This is a genomic window from Sorangium sp. So ce590 (genome assembly GCF_051521365.1).
Taxonomy (GTDB): Bacteria; Myxococcota_A; Polyangia; order Polyangiales; family Polyangiaceae; genus Sorangium.
Window position 1 is genome coordinate 5,217,604 of record NZ_CP150346.1, and the last position, 14,849, is coordinate 5,232,452.

Sequence of the window (14,849 nt, forward strand, 5' to 3'; positions counted from 1 at the left end):
CGGCGCCGCCTACCACCCGCACGTCCTGCCGCGGTTCTGCTGGTCGAGCCACCCCTTGAGCGGCGCGAAGTAGTCGAGCATCGCCGCCGCATCCATCCGACGCGATCCGGTCACCGCCTCGAGCGCCTCAGGCCACGGGCGGCTCCGCCCCATCTCCATCATCCGCCGGAGCCGCTCGCCGGCCTGCTCGTTGCCGTGGATCGTGCAGCGGTGGAGCGGCCCCTTGTACCCCGCCTCCTCGCAGAGCGCGCGGTGGAGCTGGAACTGGAGGATATGAGCGAAGAAGTACCGGAGGTACGGGACGCTCGCCGCCACATGGAACTTCGCGCCGGGATCGAAGTCCGCCTCGGAGCGGGGCACCGGCGGCATCACGCCCTGGTACCTCGTCCGGAGCTCCCACCAGGCCTGATTGTACTCCTCCGGCGGGATATCCCCGGAGAAGACCCCCCAGCGCCACCGATCGACGAGGACCGCGAACGGCAGGAAAGCCACCTTGTTGAGGGCGTCGCGGAGGAGGAGCGAGAGATCGCTCGACGGCGGGGGCAGATCTTCCACGAGCCCGATCCGCTGGAGGTACTCCGACGTGACCGACAGCCCGATCGTGTCGCCGATGGCCTCGTGGAACGCGGGGTTCGGGCTGTCGCGGTACAGCCACGGCAGGTGGTTGTAGGCCCTCTGATAGAAGGTGTGGCCGAGCTCGTGGTGGATCGTCCGGAAGTCGTCGGCCGTGATCTCGATGCACATCTTGATGCGCAGATCCTCCTCGTCATCGAGGTTCCAGGCGCTCGCGTGGCAGACGACGTCGCGATCCGCCGGCTTGACGAACAGCGATCGTTCCCAGAAGGTGGCGGGGAGCGGCTCGAACCCGAGCGAGATGAAGAATCGCTCGCCCGTCTTCACCATCTCGATCGGTGTGAGGCCCTTCGCGCGGAGCACCGCGTCGAGATCGTAGATCGGCGCGGCCCCCTCGGGCGCGACGAGATCGTCGATGTTGCTCCAGTCCTGGGCCCACATGTCGCCGAGCAGGTCGGCCCGGATCGGGCGCGCGGCGGGGACGACGTCCTCGCCGTACGTCGCCGCGAGCCGGCCGCGCACGTAGCAGTGGAGCGCGTCGTAGAGCGGCTTGACCTGCTCCCAGAGGCGGTCGACCTCCCGCGGCAGCGCCTGCCGCGGCATCTCGTATTTCGAGCGCCAGGCATCGCCGGTGTCCTTGAACCCGAGCTCGCGGGCCCCCTCGTTCGCGAGCGCCACGAGCCGCGTGAAGTCGCCGCGCATGGGCACGGAGACCGTGCGCCAGCCGACCCACGCTCGCTTCAGCTCCTCGGGATCGCGGCTCTTTGCGATGATCCTGCTGAGCTCCTGGAGATCGAGGCACTGGCCGGCCGCGGGGCAGTATTTGCCCGCTCCGTACATCGCCTCGAGCCGCGACGCGATGGTCGCGAGCTCCTGCGTCCTCGCGGGATCGGCGGGCGCGTACAGCGTGAGCGACGTGCGCAGCAGATCGAGCCGCCGGCGAACGTCGTAGGGCAGATCGAGGCCGCGGAAGCGGGCGGCCCGCTTGGCGAGGTCGGACTGCGCGCCGAGCAGCTTCGCGCTCGCCGCGGCCGCGAGGATCTGCGTGTCGACCGTGATGTACGTCGACGCCACCCACGCGGCCCGGTTGTTGTGGGTGCTGAGCTCGTGGAGCTCCGACTCGGCCGCCTCGATGAGTCGCGCGGCCTCCTCCGCCGCCGGCTGGGAGCCTGGCTGCGGCCGCGGCGGAGGGGTGGGCTCGGAGCAGGCTGCCGTGAGCGCGAGGGCGCTGCAGGGCAAGGCGACGACGAACACCGGAACCATGCGCACCATTTCCCGCCGCTCCCGGATCGCCGACACCTGAAGCGTGCAATGGTCCCTCCACCCCGGACGCGCAGAGGGCGTGGGGTGCGCTTCGGCGTCGCGATCCTGATAGGGCCTCTAAGGCCGCTCGGCGGCTCGAGCAATCCTCGGGGGTGCATCCTCGCGAGGGGCTGACATGCGGCAAAGTCTGCTCCTTTCACGCCGTCAAGTCAGCCTGGAGGATGGACCCTTATCGCGACATCGGCAATGACGTTGCTTGCGCGGCGGACTGGACAAGAGCACCGGCTTCCTCCCGCGCGACCCGCGACGCCCCCTCGGGGAAATACCGCTCCGCCAGCCGCCGGAAGCCATCCCTGAGCTCGAAGGATCCGAACGAGCGAGATCTCCCGCCGTGGTCCCCCGCGGGTCACCGCTTCTGCATCTGCAAGCCGCTCACCAACCCCAGGAACCACGACAGCGCGCCGCTCCCCGCCGCCTCCACGCGCGCGCCTCGGGCCCGCCCGCCCACGCGCTTTCGTGGCTGTCCACGCCGTGGACACCCGGCGTGCCGCCTGCGTGGACGCCGGAGGTCGCGCCGCGCGCGCCGGCGCCGTCAAGCGCGCCACCGCGGCCCGCTCCACGCCGGCGCGTGCTCCCTGGCACGGTGGTCGCACCAGGCGGACGTCATGAAGCCTCGCCTCGGCGACCTCGCCTTGCACATCGCCCGTATCGGCCTCTGCGCCTCCGGCGTCGCCGCCGCTGCACGCATCGAGAGCGCGACGCTCGCCGCGGCCTCCGGGGGCTCGCTCTTCTTCGCCGCCTTCGCCCTGATGCACGATGTCGCTCACGGCGCCCTCCGCCTGCCGCGCAAGGCGAACGAGATCGTCCTCACCCTCTCGGCCGCGCTGATGCTCATGAGCGGTCACGCCCTGCGCATCATGCACCTTCGCCACCACGCTCGCCCCCTCGCGCCCGACGACACCGAGGGCGCCCCCGCGCGCCTGCCGCTCTCGCGGGCGCTCCTCGGCGCCCCCCTCGCCGCCTTCGCCCTCCGCGCCGAGGCGTTCCGCGCCGCCGACCCGTCCGGCCGCCGCTGGCAGCTCGTCGAGGCCGCGCTCAACCTCGCCTCGCTCGCCCTCCTGCTCGCATCGCGGCGGCCTGCGCTCCTCGCCTTCGCGGCCACCGCCGCGTCCCTCCAGCTCACCATGGCCGTGTGGGCCGCGTACATCCCGCACAACGCCCCAGCCTGGATGCTGGCCGCCGCCCGCCGGCTCGCCTTCACCCGCTCGCCCATCGCGCTGAGCCTCGGTTACCACGAGCGCCACCACCGCACCCCCAACCTGCCCTGCAGCCGCCTCGCCCTCCCCTCCTCCGACCGCAGGTGCGGTTGCTCGGGTGAGTCCACCATGGCACGCTCGCCCTGATCCCGGGGGGGCACGCGCGGTGAGCCTGATGCAGCGGCTCGCTCGGCCGGGCTCGGCCTGGACGGAGGGTACAGAGATGAATGACACCAGGCCAAAGACTGGAATCATGGCCGCGACGCAGCGGCCACGAGGCCTGCTCGGGCGCCACGGAACGGGGGTGCGAGCATGAGCGTCCGGCTCAACCACACCATCGTGTCCGCGAAGGACAAGAAGGTGTCCGCCACCTTCATGGCCGAGATCCTGGGCCTCGCCGCTCCGAAGCCGTTCGGACATTTCCTGGCGGTGCAGCTCGACAACGACGTCACGCTCGACTTCGCCGACAGCCCTGACGAAATCCGCCCGCAGCACTACGCCTTCCTGGTCAGCGAGGCCGAGTTCGACGAGATCTTCGGTCGGATCCGCGAGCGAAAGCTCCAGTACTGGGCCGATCCCAGAACGCAGCGCCCCGGCGAGATCAACCACAACGACGGCGGGCGCGGCGTGTACTTCCCCGACCCCGACGGGCACTTCCTCGAGATCATCACCCGCCCTTACGGCGGCGGCTGATCCGGGGGCGCCGCGCTCCCCGCGGACAGGCGCTCATCCAATCTCCAGCACCTCGTCGCCGATGCTCGTCCCGGATTCCGGAAGAGGATAGGCCCGAGGCGCCGGGGCTCGTCCGCCGCGCCGGAAGGGTCGATGGGGGAGCCCATGGGTCCTCGCTCCGCCGGCAGAGCCGGAGGGGCGAGGGCTCAGGCGAACGCGGTGGGGTTTGCTCGCCACGCGAGCCGGCGGCCGGCTACCGCCATCCGTGCAAGACTGCAACAGAGATTTGCGCAGAATGCTCGGCGCGTGGCGAGCGCGGGAGGGCGCCGGGTGCAGTGGAGGGGGCGGTGCGGTTGAGGCGCGAGAGACCCCAACCTCGTCGCTTCACGCGGCGAGCACCGACGATCGGGTCATCACCTGGCTCACGCCGTCCGTCTCGGGGTCCGCCACGGGGGCGCCCACGGGGTGCGCGACGGCATAGCGCAGGAGCTCGTGCGTCCACGGCTCGAACATCGCGTACACCTCGTCCGCGAGCGCCTTGTACCGCTCGCGCGTCTCCGCGTCGAGCGAGATGCGCGCGAGCTCGGCGTGGTCGGCGTTCACCGCGTGGCCCGACTCGCGCTCGAAATGGAACGGGCCGCAGTAGCGCAGCTGCGTTCCGAGCCGCTTCTCCAGCGCCTCCGCCAGGGGAAGCATCGCCCCGAAGAGGACGTTGCCAGTCTCCTCGATCGCTTCGATGATGACCAGCCGCTCGAGGCCCGTCGTGCCCTTGATGAGCTCGATGAGCCGCGCGGTGAGGATCCGATTCTCGATCGTCTCGTCGCCCCAGAGGAAGTTCAACAAGTCCGTGCTCCGACCCTCGACGTCGTAGCCCAGCTTGATCAAATCCTCCAGGTACCACGGCCAGTGATGGTCGTCCTCGCGTGTGTGGACGTTCACCATTTCCTGGTATTCGTCCGCTGCGTGCTCCTCCCTCAACACGAACTTGTTCAGATCACCGAAACTCAGGATGAAATAAGCCATGCACGGATAAAAGGCGAGCCGCTCGCTAGGATCGAGCTGTTCGTCACGCATCCGCTCGAACAGGGGTAGACGAGCATACGACTGCTTCTTCTCGAAGATGTGCCGCAAGACCTGCCGCATAAGCGATCTCCTTTTCGGCTGTGGGTGTCAGTTGGTTGAGCGATCCCTCTGTTTGCGAAAGCCAAGCGCCTTGCGCGCCCCGTGGCGCCTCAAGACAAGACCACGGCGTAACCAAATGGACGCTGCTGCTGGATCTCAGCCGTGTCGAAATCCTGCATTCCCCTCCCCCCTTGCAGTCCGAGCTTGATCTTTGGAACTTTCCTCGAACCACCTCAAACGTTATGCGACGTTGGAGGGTGCATCCACTCGGTGCACTCACTCTACCGCAAGTGCGGCGTGAGCTGCATCCAGTATCTTCAGGGATCTCCAATCCAGGCGGCAACGAGAGCCGGGTGGGCGAACGGAAGCCAATGTACGACACTTGATTCGCTGTCCACGATCGGCTGGCGATTCATTCTGCAGGGCGGGCGAGAGCGCCCGGCGACTCAATGCACCGATTGCGGAAGCGAGCCACTGTCATCGCCTCGTCAATGTCTCCACGGCCTTCACGTGGGCCCATGTCGCAGCACCCAGTGCGTTAGAGCAGGGTTCCGGCTGGTCCCACACGCGCGCACCTGACGTGCGGCGATCCAGGTGGACGGCGCTGACGATGGTTCCCGCGAAGGGGCAACCAAACAGCTTGAAGGTCGGCGGTCGAGGCATGTAGCTTGCCGAGTCGTGCCGTGAAAGACCCACGCGATTCAGCTTTGATGATGGAACCTGAAAGCCGCACGCTTCCGAAGAGCGCCCCCGTGCGGGCGGAGGTCGTGCGGCTGGTCCGTGAGAAGCGCTACGAGGAGGCGCTGGCGGTGCTGTACCAGGCGCGCTCGGAGGCCCCCGGCGATCGCGAGCTGCAGACGAGCATCGAGCGGATCAAGGAGTTCCTCGCCGGCGCGTACGCCAAGCGGCTCGGCGGCCTCGATCGGGTGGCGGGGCCCATCCCTGTCGCCGCGGGTCGCTCGCCCGACGCGCTGCTCGTTGCGCGGTACATCGATGGCTCGTCGACGTTCGACGACATCGTACAAATGTGCCCGCTCGGGCGGCTCCGCACGCTGCAGGTGCTCGTCGGCCTTTACACGGGCAAGGAGGTGGCGTCGCCGTTCAGCGAGAGGACGCCGCAGCCCTGGCGGCGGCAGCTGGACACGCTGCCGTCCGAGCCCGGCATGGACCCGGGGCCGCCCACCATGCCGGAGCGCGGGCTTCAGCGGCGATCGCCGGAGTCTCCCCCCGTGAGCGCGACGTTCACGCCGCGGGTGATCGAGACGGAAGAGGATCGGCTCTACCGCGACGCGTTCGCCCGCGGCACCGCCGCGTTCGTGCAGCGCCGCTACGCCGACGCGATCGAGGCGTTCGAGGCTTGCGAGCGCATGCGTCCGGGCGACACGGCGTCGTCGGTCATGCTGCGCCGAGCGCGGAGCGACTTCGGAGTCTGATGCCCATCGTCGTGGTCGCCGATCCCGATCTGCGCGAGCGCATGCGGTGCATTCGCGTCATGGCCGGGCAGACGCCGGTGAGCGCCCTCGGCGCCGCCACCTGGGAGGAGCTCGAGCAGGCCCTCGAGGGCGCGCCGAGCACGGAGCTCATCATCTACGCGCCGTCGCTCCCGGGCGCTCCGGAGGACGCCCTCGCGCAGCTCCTCCGCCGCACGGCGCGGCTGGTGCTCGCCGTGAACGACGGCGCGGAGATCCCGGGAGCGGTGAGCACGACGCGGGTGACGTGGCCAATCGCCGAGGAGACGCTCATCCTCATGGCGCACGCCGCGGGCGCGCAATCGACGCCGATCGGGATGAACTTCGTGCCCGTCGACTTCTTGCAGATGATCTGCATGTCCGGCGACTCGCACGTCCTCGTGGTCAGCAACGACAGCGCCGACGTGGGTCTGATCGAGGTGCGGCGCGGCAAGGTATGGACGGCGTTCGACGGCCTCGGCGTGGGCGAGACCGCGTTCGCGCGGCTCATCCGCCCGGAGATGCGGGTGCGCGTCACCCCGGCCGTCGGCTCGACGAAGGAGCGCACCATCTTCAAGGACCTGGCGGAGCTGCTGCTCGACTCGCTGCGCCGGATCGACGAGGGCAGCGTGGAGGCGCCGCCGCCGATCTCGTCGAGGCGGATCGAGGTCGCGCTCGCCTCGCCGGAGCAGGCTGCGATCCGGATCAAGCAGCTCAACGCCGACGCTCGGCGCCTCTTGATGGAACGCAGCTACAGCGACGCGGCCCGCGTCCTCACCGACCTCTCGACGCTCGACCCTGCGTCGAGCCTCGTGCGCGCTAACCTGGAACAGCTACGCAAGCTCGGATACCCAAGATGACCCGATCCATCGCATTCGCCAGCCTGAAGGGCGGAGTCGGAAAGACCACCGTGGCGCTCAACTGCGCCTTCGCCTTCGCGCGCCGAGGCGCGCGGACCCTCCTCGTCGACACGGATCAGCAGGGCGCCATCGGCATGTCGCTCGACGGTGTCGGCGACCGCGCCGGCCTGGCCGCGAACCTCGCGCGCGGCGGCCCCCCGCTCGAGGGCATGGTGAAGACCCGTCTCGCGGAGCTCTGCCTCTTGCCCATGGGCCCGGTCGACGCGCTCGACGAGGATCGCTTCGCCGTCAATGCCCGCGAGGCCAACCTCCTGGGGCGCGTCCTCGAGCAGAGCCAGCGCGACTTCGACCTGGTCCTCTTCGACACGCCGGCCGGGCTCGGCGGGATGTCGCGCCTCGCGCTCGAAGAGGTCGACAGCGTCATCGCCGTGGCGCAGTGTGAGCCGCTCGCGCTGCGGGCCCTGCCGCGGCTGCTCGAGCTCCTCGCGCGGCTCCGCGAGATCGGCTCCGCCTGCTCCCTGCTCGGCGTCGTCGGCACGATGAGCTCGTTCCGCGACCCGGTGCTGCTGGCCTCGCTGGAGGAGCTGTGGTCGCTCTACCGCGATCAGGTCTTCGACACGGCGGTGCCGCGCGACGGCACGTTCCTCCAGGCGAGCCGCGCGGGCGTGCCGCTCGGTCTGCTCAGCCGCCGCCCGCCGGCGGTCTCTGCGGTGTTCGACAAACTCGTGGCCGAGATCGAGGAGCGCCTCGGCACCACGGCAGGAGGCGAGGATGACGGTCCGATCCGTCTCGTGGACTGACGCGCAGCGGGTGAGCTCGCTGCTCGCGCGGGTGACCGCGACGCGCTCCCCCGAGCCCACGGCGCTCGTGAGCGCCATGGGGGCAGCGCGCGCCGGCGCGCCGGCGAAGGCCGCGCCGACGCCGGCGAAGGCCGCGCCGAAGGCGTCGAAGGAGGTGCCGCGCCTCGTGCAGACCTCCGACAACCCGGCCGACCGGCTCGACGCGCTCGTCGCCTGGACGCTCGCTCATCAGGCGTGCGTGGGCGCCTTCGTCGCGGACGACAACGGCCTCACGCTGGCGGCGCACGGCATCTCCGAGGCGCACGTGTCCCTCGTGGGCCCGCTGCTCTCGGCGCTGGTCGGCGTCCGCACCATCCCCGGCGTCGACGCCACGGCGGGCGCGCTCTGGCTCGGCGCGCAGATGATGTCGTGGGTCGAGGCGCGCACGACGCGCGGCGGTTTCTGCCTCGGGACGGTGGGGGACGAGGCTCTCTCCACGCGGGCGTTCGAGCAGCTGAAGGAAGCGCTCGGAACGACCGTGCGCGGGCTGTAACGGATCCGGTTTTCACCACGGGCGCGCGCGCCCAGGAGCGACGGAAGCACGATGATCGATACCAAAGTCCTCGACGCCGCAGTCCATGACCTCCGCAACATCCTCCGCGACGGGCTGCTGGCCACCGACATCTGGGAACGCACGGCAGGCCTGTCGCTCGCCGGCTTCAACCAGCAGCCGGTGGCGGTGGCCCTCTTCACGCGCATCACCGAGGAGCTGGACAGCTCGCTGCGCGACTCGAATTTCCCGTCGCTCGGGCGGTATTACATGCTCGACATGGCGGGCAATCACACCGTGGTGATGCTGAACCACGGGAAGCTGCTCCAGGGCGTGTTGGTGGACAACCGGCGGGCGAACCTGGGGATCCTCATCTCCGTCGCCATCCCGCGGATGATCGAGACCGTCGCGCAGGCGATGGAGCTCTGAGCTTTTCGGCCCCCGCCCGGCGCCTCGACGGCCTCCCCTCGAGAAGGCCCTCGGGGCCGCCGCTGGGTCGTGGTCCCATTTGCCCGGAGAGAGTTCCCATGAAGGCGGGAAGATCATTGATCTTTTCTTCTCGCCTTCCTGCCTTCATGTTCAAATCTGACCACTACCCGCCGCTGGGGGGCTCGCCGGGGCGTGTCACCGGGGCCCCTGCCCGCGGTAATAGGCGACCAGGTGACGCCAGCGCTCGTGGAGCGCCTGGTCGGCGCTCAAGCGCCGTTGCCACGCACGGTCGGCCGCGAGCCAGGCGTCCTCGCCCGCGATGCCATGCTGCGCGAGGAGCTCGGCGCTCCTCGCGGGCTCGACGAGGCGCCGGGTCCAGAGCCAGGCGTGCTGCTCGAGCGAGAGGGCCGGCGCGTCGGCAGCTGCGCCGGCATCGGCCGGCGCCCTGAACGGCAATCCAGCGTAGGACGGCGTCGCCTTGACCGCCGCCGGCGCTGGCTCCGCGGCCGCAGACCTCTTGAACGGCAAGACGTCGCGCGGCGCGTGCATGGCGCCCTCCGATACGGGGGGCGCGAGCGTGGGCGGCGCGAACGCGGGCGCGGGCGGCGCGGGCGGCGCGGGCGCGGACGGCGGCGACACGAACGGCAGCGCCGTGTCGCCGGCGGTCCGCGCGGCCGACGGCGTGCGCGGGAGCGCCGCGCCCGGAGGCGGCGGGGCGAACGGCAGCGCTCCCGCCACCTCCACCCGCGGAAAGGCCACCATCGTGGAAGCGAGCGGCCGGTGCGACACCGACGCGGCGGGAGGCGGCGGCGGCAGGCTGCTCCGCGTCCACTCGAACGCCCACCGGCCCGCGGGGAAGCTCGCGTCGCTCACGCGATCGCGGAGCTCCGCCAGGTGGGCGCGCTGCCGCGCGACCCAATCGTCCGGCGAGAACGCAGAGACGAGCCCCGTCGCGATCCAGAGCTCGCGCGCGGCCTCGTGGCGCCGCGGCGGCGGGGTCGACCTCGCCTCGATCTCGTCGACGATCGACAGCACGGTGAACGGACGCCCGCCGCGCGTGCGCACCTCCGGATCGAGCCGGCGCGCGTCGCGCCGCAGGAAAGCCTCCCAGCGCGCGGGGTCGGTGACGACCTTCTCCACCTTGCGGACAGGGATCGGCAGCGCGTCGCCCAGGACCGCAGCCTCGGCCTCGGGAGGCAGCTCCACCTCCCACGGCTCCTCGACCGTCTCACGCAGGCCCGCGCCCGTGATGCGCTCCAGCGCCTCGGCCGCTGCTTCCACGAGCGGCTCGTCGCCGGAGCCGAGCAGGCTCACCAGGAAGCCGAGCACCCCGACATGCCCGAAGCGCCCGAGGCCGCGCACGAGCTGGGCGGTGGGCGCCGCGGCCACGCTGGCGAGCAGCGGCTCAAGATCGCTCCCGTGCCCGCCGAGGCACAGCAGCCACGCCGCGCCCGCGGCGCGCGCCGGGCCCGCCCGGCCCGCCAGCGTCACGCGCAGGAGCGAGCGCGTCGGCCCGTGCCCCCGCCGCATCGCCGCCTCGGCGCCGGCGAGGAACACGGCGTCGCTCCCCGTACGCGCGAGCACGCCATCGATCACCGCGAGCGCCTCGTCGCGCGGGCCGGCCACGGCGAGCGCGCGGAGCGCGCGCTCCGCGAGCTCGGGCCGCTCCGACCCCGCGAGCCGCGACGCGAGATCGAACGGCACCGCCTGCCGGAGCGTGAGCACGTCGAGCGCCACGGCGGCGAGCGGCGCGAGCGGGCCGGCCGCGAGCTCGACGAGCGCCGCGTCGATCTCGGGGTTCGGGGCGAGCCAGAGGCCCTCGACCCACCCCGGGTACGTCTCGGGCGCGCTGTGCCGGAGCGTGGCCAGCGCCGCGTCGACCGTGTCGCGGCCCTCGATCGCGCCGAGCGTCAGCGCCACGGCGAACGCGCGCCCCGGATCCGGCGCCCTCGCCTCGGCGAAATAGAGCGACACGAGCGGCAAGGCCGCGGCGCCGACGCTGGCAAAGCAGTCGACGTTGTCGAGCAGGCGCTGCTCGAACGGCTCCTGATCCACCCACGTCTCGATGGCGTTCGGCTTGCGCAGATCGCCGTGGATGGCGATGTCCTCGAGGCAGTCGCGCCCGAGGCGCCGGAGCATCTCCGCCTCCTCGACGGCGGGCTCGTGGACGAAGCGGGGCGGCTCCTCGGCCGGGGCGGCCGGCGCCTCCGCCGCGTTCTCGCCGAGCTTCTCCTCGATCTCGCCCGCCGCGGCCGCGCGGGCGAACGCCTTCAGCGCGTCGAGCGTCGCGGGCGGCTTCAGCTTGCGCGGCGCGGGCTGCGGCTCGCGCAGCGGGACGATCGGGTCGAGCGAGGGCTCCGGGACGAGCCGGCGCCGCGGGAACGCGTGCAGCGACGGCGTGCCCTGGCTCGCGCGGAACGGTCGCTCGCGCGGCGGCTCGTGGTGCCGGCCGCCGCCCGTGAGCTCGCTCCGGCGCTCGAGCTGGATCTGCGCCACGGCCGTCGCGCCCATCGCGAGCGCCGATGCGGCCAGGTCGAGCGCGCCGAGCGCCCTGCCGAGCGCCGGCGCCTCGCGGCGATCGCCGGCGCGCGCGAGCAGCTCGCGCGCCTCGCGCACGAGCGCCGCGGCCTCGGCGAGCCCGTCGTGGTGGACCGGCGCGAGCACGTCGCTGTCGAGCACCGCGTAGCCGCACTGCACGGCCCGGCGCAGCCGGTCGCCGATGCCGGCGCGATCCATCTGGAACGGGATCTCGGGCACGGCGGAGAGCACGTCCTCCACGGCCCGCTGGGCCAGCACGGCCGCGTTCTTCCCGGGCTCGGCGGGCACATCGCGGGGGGGCGCGCTCGAGGAGCTCATGGAGCCGGGTCACGGCTGGCGAGGAGGGCGCCGCGCTCGGGGCCCTCGGAGTGGGCGCCGATGAGCGCGCAGTCGGCGGCGGCGCAGCCGGTCTGCCAGCGCATCGCGGCGATCGCGAGGAGCACCGCGGCGCTCGCCGCGCCGAGATCGCCGGTCTTCAGCAGCGGCTGATCGTGGATCACGTCGGGCGAGAAGGCCTCGAAGGCGCGCGCCATGACGTAGCTCCACTCATCGACGCGGTGCCGCTCGTTCACGACGTCCGTCATCACCCACGGGACCCGGCGCGCCCGGGCGCCCACGGGCGCGACCGCGCGCTTCACGGCCGCGGTGATCCCCTCTCCGAGGCACGGCTCGTCCGAGCCGTACGGTCGTGGCTCCGACGCGACGCCGGCGCCGAGGATCTGGGCCAGGCGGGGCAGCGACGCCGCGCTCCGCCGGGCGGTGAGCAGCGAGAACCCCGCTCCCTCGCCCGGGATGAAGCCGTTCTCGGTCTGCATGGAGTGCAGGCGGAGCTCGCGATCCAGCCATTCGAGCGCGTCGGGGTCGAACCAGCTATCCACGCCGCCCACGGCCACCGCGTCGTACTCGCCCGCGCGGAGGCGCTCGATCGCCAGCCGAAAGGCCTCGACGCCCCCGCCGCGACATCCGAAGATCAGCCCCGAGCGCGCGTGGTCGATCGGCACCTGCGAGCGCGCCTCGAGGCCGCGCAGCAGGTGCTGCTCGAGGCGCGCGTCGAGCCCGGGGCGGCGCCGGCTCGGCAGCGCCACGAGGACGGGCAACGGCCGCGCGGTCCGCCCATTCCTGCGCTCCGCGGCGAGCCACGCGAACGCCGCCTGGGTGAGCGCCGGCCCGCCGAGCGCCACGAACCGGTCGACACCCATGACCTCGTCGTCGATGGAGGGCAGCCGGCACATGACCATCGGCTCGCCGTGCCTGTCGATGAGGTGGGACTCGCGCGGGTCCATCTTCAGCGCGCGCACGCTCATCGTCACCTGCAAGGCCGTGAGCCCGCTCGGCGCGCGAGCCCCCACGCCGACGACGACGACGTCGGAGGCGGGCAGCGGCGGGTGCCCGGCGGGGGGCGAGGAGGCGGCCATCGCCGGGGCATCCTACCAGCGGGAACGGAGCCGGCGCACTGCCATGAAGCATTCCCCGCGCGCGCCCGGGAGTACCCCTCCGCGGTGGGCCAACGGGTCGCCGACCCGTTCCGCAGGCCGCGAGGAACAGCCCCACCGGCACGCTCGGGCGCCCGTCATTCGGGCGGCGCCGACCACCCGCTCAGGTCGAGCTTGCTGTGTGCCTCGAGCGCGCGCGCGTCCTCGGGGTTCGCGTCCGGGTCGAACAGGACAACCTCGAAGAGGTGCGCGAGGTAGACGTCCACGCCGGGGTACGCGACGCGGACCCCGGGCGGATCCACGCGCATCTCCAGCACCGGGTACTCGCCCGCGGCGTCGGGCTCGCCGACATAGAGCACGTCCCGCGCCTCGCCGTCCTGCGCGCCGAGGAGGTAGGCCTCCCCCGGCAGCGCCTCCTCGATGCCCTCGAACATGCCCGCGAGCATCGGGTCGAACTCCGCCTCCGCGATCTGGCGGAGCGTCCTCGGCGCGAAGCGGGGCGCCTCCGGGTCCTCGAACAGCCCGAGGAAGCTCGCGTCGAACGCGAGGAAGGCCGCGAGGCCCGGTGACAGCGGCTTCTTGCACGGGAACGTGAGCTTCTTGAGCTTCGCCGCAGGGACCGGCCGCGGATCCGCGATCGCGTCCGTGCCCGCGATCGCCTCGATCACCTTCGCGACGAGCGCCCGCCCGCGGAGCCGCGCGGCCTTGCCCTTCGCGGGGGCGGGCTTCTTCTTCGCGCCGCCGCCCGCGCGCTTCATCGCCGAGAGCACCTTCACGGCCGAGGGCAGGTCGTCCCACCCGAGGGCGCGCTCGCCCGCGGCCATCGCCTCGATGAGCGGCGCATGCTCGGTGCGCCCGAGCTTGACGAGGGCGCGCGCCGCGTAGAGCACGACCTCCCGGCTCGGGTCGAGCAGCATCGCGAGCAACGGCCCGGCGTCCCCGCGCTCAACGCACGCGTCGGCGAACTGGAACCGCACCTCCGACTCCTCCCCGAACTGCCCGTCCTCCTCGCGCGCGAGCGCCTCGACGACGCCGCGCGCCGCGTCGAGCGCCACGATGGCCTCCTCGCGCGCCTTGGCCCAGGCGCGGGCGACGCGCCCGTCGATGGGCGAGTCCTCCGTGACCCACTTCGGCGCCTGGCGCGTGGCGAACAGTGCGTAATCGTGGTGACCGCGGGCGAGGCAAGCGACCGCATGCGCCCGCCGCTGCTCCTCGCCCTCGGCGAACGGGTTCAGCGCGTTCACCGCGCAGAAGCGCAGCCACGCGTCATCCGACAGGGCCGGGATCTTCGCGAGGTCCGGCGCGTACGGCTGCGCCTTCGCCCGGTCTCCGCCGAGCGCGCCGATCAGCGCGCGGAGGAACACCTCGGAGTAGCCCGAGGACGCGAGGTAGGCGAGGACGCCGCCCGCGCGGCCGCGATCGCCCGCCCTGGCCAGCGCCACGCCGAGGGTCAGGAGCGCGTCCGGGTTGGTCGGGTCCCACTCGAGCGCGCGCTCGGCGAGGCGCGCGGCCTCGTCGAAGCGGCCGAGGTGCACGAGGTCGTCGGCGATGGCGTCGAGCACGCGGTAGACCGAGGTCGGGTGCCACCGCGGCGTGAGGCGCAGCGCCGTCAGGTGGACACGGAGCGCGTCGTCGTAGCGGCCTTGCCGCGTGAACGCCGTCCCGACCAGGCCCTGCAGGAGCACGAACGAGCCCCAGGGGACGACCGCCTCCGCGAGCGCGTCGGCCGCCGCGCGCGCGTCCTGGCCCTCACCGGAGAGCGCCACGTGCACCGTGCGCGAGAGCGGCGCTTCGCCGAGCAGCCGGCGGCGGCTCGCGGCGGCGCCGAACGCCTCCACGGTGACATCGTTCCCCAGAAAATCGCGAAAGGCGGCCTCGACGTCCCCAGCGTCGGCCGTGCTCACGAGCGCCATTCCTCGCCCCCTC

12 protein-coding genes are annotated in these 14,849 nt (G+C 72.2%); 7 read left to right on the forward strand and 5 right to left on the reverse strand.

The features are described 5' to 3' along the window. Window positions 1-9: 9 nt before the first annotated feature. Window positions 10-1,845 carry a M2 family metallopeptidase gene (locus tag WMF28_RS19715; RefSeq protein ID WP_437603794.1) on the reverse strand — a complete coding sequence of 612 codons (1,836 nt, stop codon included), beginning with the start codon at window positions 1,843-1,845 and terminating at the stop codon, window positions 10-12. Window positions 1,846-2,501: 656 nt separating this feature from the next. Here WMF28_RS19715 and WMF28_RS19720 point away from each other — a divergent pair. Together WMF28_RS19720 and WMF28_RS19725 are read left to right on the forward strand one after the other, a co-directional pair. Next, window positions 2,502-3,239 (forward strand): fatty acid desaturase, encoded by a 738-nt coding sequence (locus WMF28_RS19720; protein ID WP_437603796.1) that lies wholly within the window; start codon window positions 2,502-2,504, stop codon window positions 3,237-3,239. Window positions 3,240-3,404: 165 nt separating this feature from the next. Further along, on the forward strand, window positions 3,405-3,785 hold the full coding sequence (locus tag WMF28_RS19725) for a VOC family protein (RefSeq protein ID WP_437603797.1): 381 nt from the start codon (window positions 3,405-3,407) through the stop codon (window positions 3,783-3,785). Between the two features lie 363 nt (window positions 3,786-4,148). On the opposite strand, the gene WMF28_RS19730 is transcribed toward WMF28_RS19725, so the two are convergent. After that, window positions 4,149-4,907 carry a hypothetical protein gene (locus tag WMF28_RS19730; RefSeq protein ID WP_437603799.1) on the reverse strand — a complete coding sequence of 253 codons (759 nt, stop codon included), beginning with the start codon at window positions 4,905-4,907 and terminating at the stop codon, window positions 4,149-4,151. 689 nt (window positions 4,908-5,596) lie between these two features. On the opposite strand from WMF28_RS19730, the gene WMF28_RS19735 reads away from it, so the two are divergent. From WMF28_RS19735 to WMF28_RS19755, 5 genes are read left to right on the forward strand one after another with little or no spacing between them, the layout of a single operon-like run. Further along, the gene (locus WMF28_RS19735) at window positions 5,597-6,319 is read left to right on the forward strand and encodes a TRP-like protein (protein WP_437603800.1); all 723 of its coding nucleotides are present in this window, start codon (window positions 5,597-5,599) and stop codon (window positions 6,317-6,319) included. Further along, a complete protein-coding gene (locus tag WMF28_RS19740) occupies window positions 6,319-7,194 on the forward strand; it encodes a DUF4388 domain-containing protein (protein ID WP_437603801.1) in 876 nt (291 codons plus the stop codon). The genes WMF28_RS19735 and WMF28_RS19740 overlap by 1 nt, the downstream gene beginning before the upstream one ends. Next, complete coding sequence (locus tag WMF28_RS19745) at window positions 7,191-7,994, forward strand: ParA family protein (protein ID WP_437603802.1); 804 nt, start codon at window positions 7,191-7,193, stop codon at window positions 7,992-7,994. Before WMF28_RS19740 ends, WMF28_RS19745 begins: the two co-directional genes overlap by 4 nt. Continuing rightward, on the forward strand, window positions 7,966-8,526 hold the full coding sequence (locus WMF28_RS19750; RefSeq protein ID WP_437603803.1) for a hypothetical protein: 561 nt from the start codon (window positions 7,966-7,968) through the stop codon (window positions 8,524-8,526). The genes WMF28_RS19745 and WMF28_RS19750 overlap by 29 nt, the downstream gene beginning before the upstream one ends. Before the next feature lie 51 nt (window positions 8,527-8,577). Then, a complete protein-coding gene (locus tag WMF28_RS19755; RefSeq protein ID WP_437603805.1) occupies window positions 8,578-8,952 on the forward strand; it encodes a hypothetical protein in 375 nt (124 codons plus the stop codon). 195 nt (window positions 8,953-9,147) lie between these two features. On the opposite strand, the gene WMF28_RS19760 is transcribed toward WMF28_RS19755, so the two are convergent. The 3 genes from WMF28_RS19760 to WMF28_RS19770 all read right to left on the reverse strand — a co-directional run bounded on the left by WMF28_RS19760 (window position 9,148) and on the right by WMF28_RS19770 (window position 14,827). Beyond that, the gene (locus WMF28_RS19760; RefSeq protein ID WP_437603807.1) at window positions 9,148-11,808 is read right to left on the reverse strand and encodes a hypothetical protein; all 2,661 of its coding nucleotides are present in this window, start codon (window positions 11,806-11,808) and stop codon (window positions 9,148-9,150) included. After that, the gene (locus WMF28_RS19765; RefSeq protein ID WP_437603809.1) at window positions 11,805-12,905 is read right to left on the reverse strand and encodes a beta-ketoacyl synthase N-terminal-like domain-containing protein; all 1,101 of its coding nucleotides are present in this window, start codon (window positions 12,903-12,905) and stop codon (window positions 11,805-11,807) included. Before WMF28_RS19765 ends, WMF28_RS19760 begins: the two co-directional genes overlap by 4 nt. Before the next feature lie 155 nt (window positions 12,906-13,060). Further along, the gene (locus tag WMF28_RS19770) at window positions 13,061-14,827 is read right to left on the reverse strand and encodes a tetratricopeptide repeat protein (RefSeq protein WP_437603810.1); all 1,767 of its coding nucleotides are present in this window, start codon (window positions 14,825-14,827) and stop codon (window positions 13,061-13,063) included. Window positions 14,828-14,849: the final 22 nt, after the last annotated feature.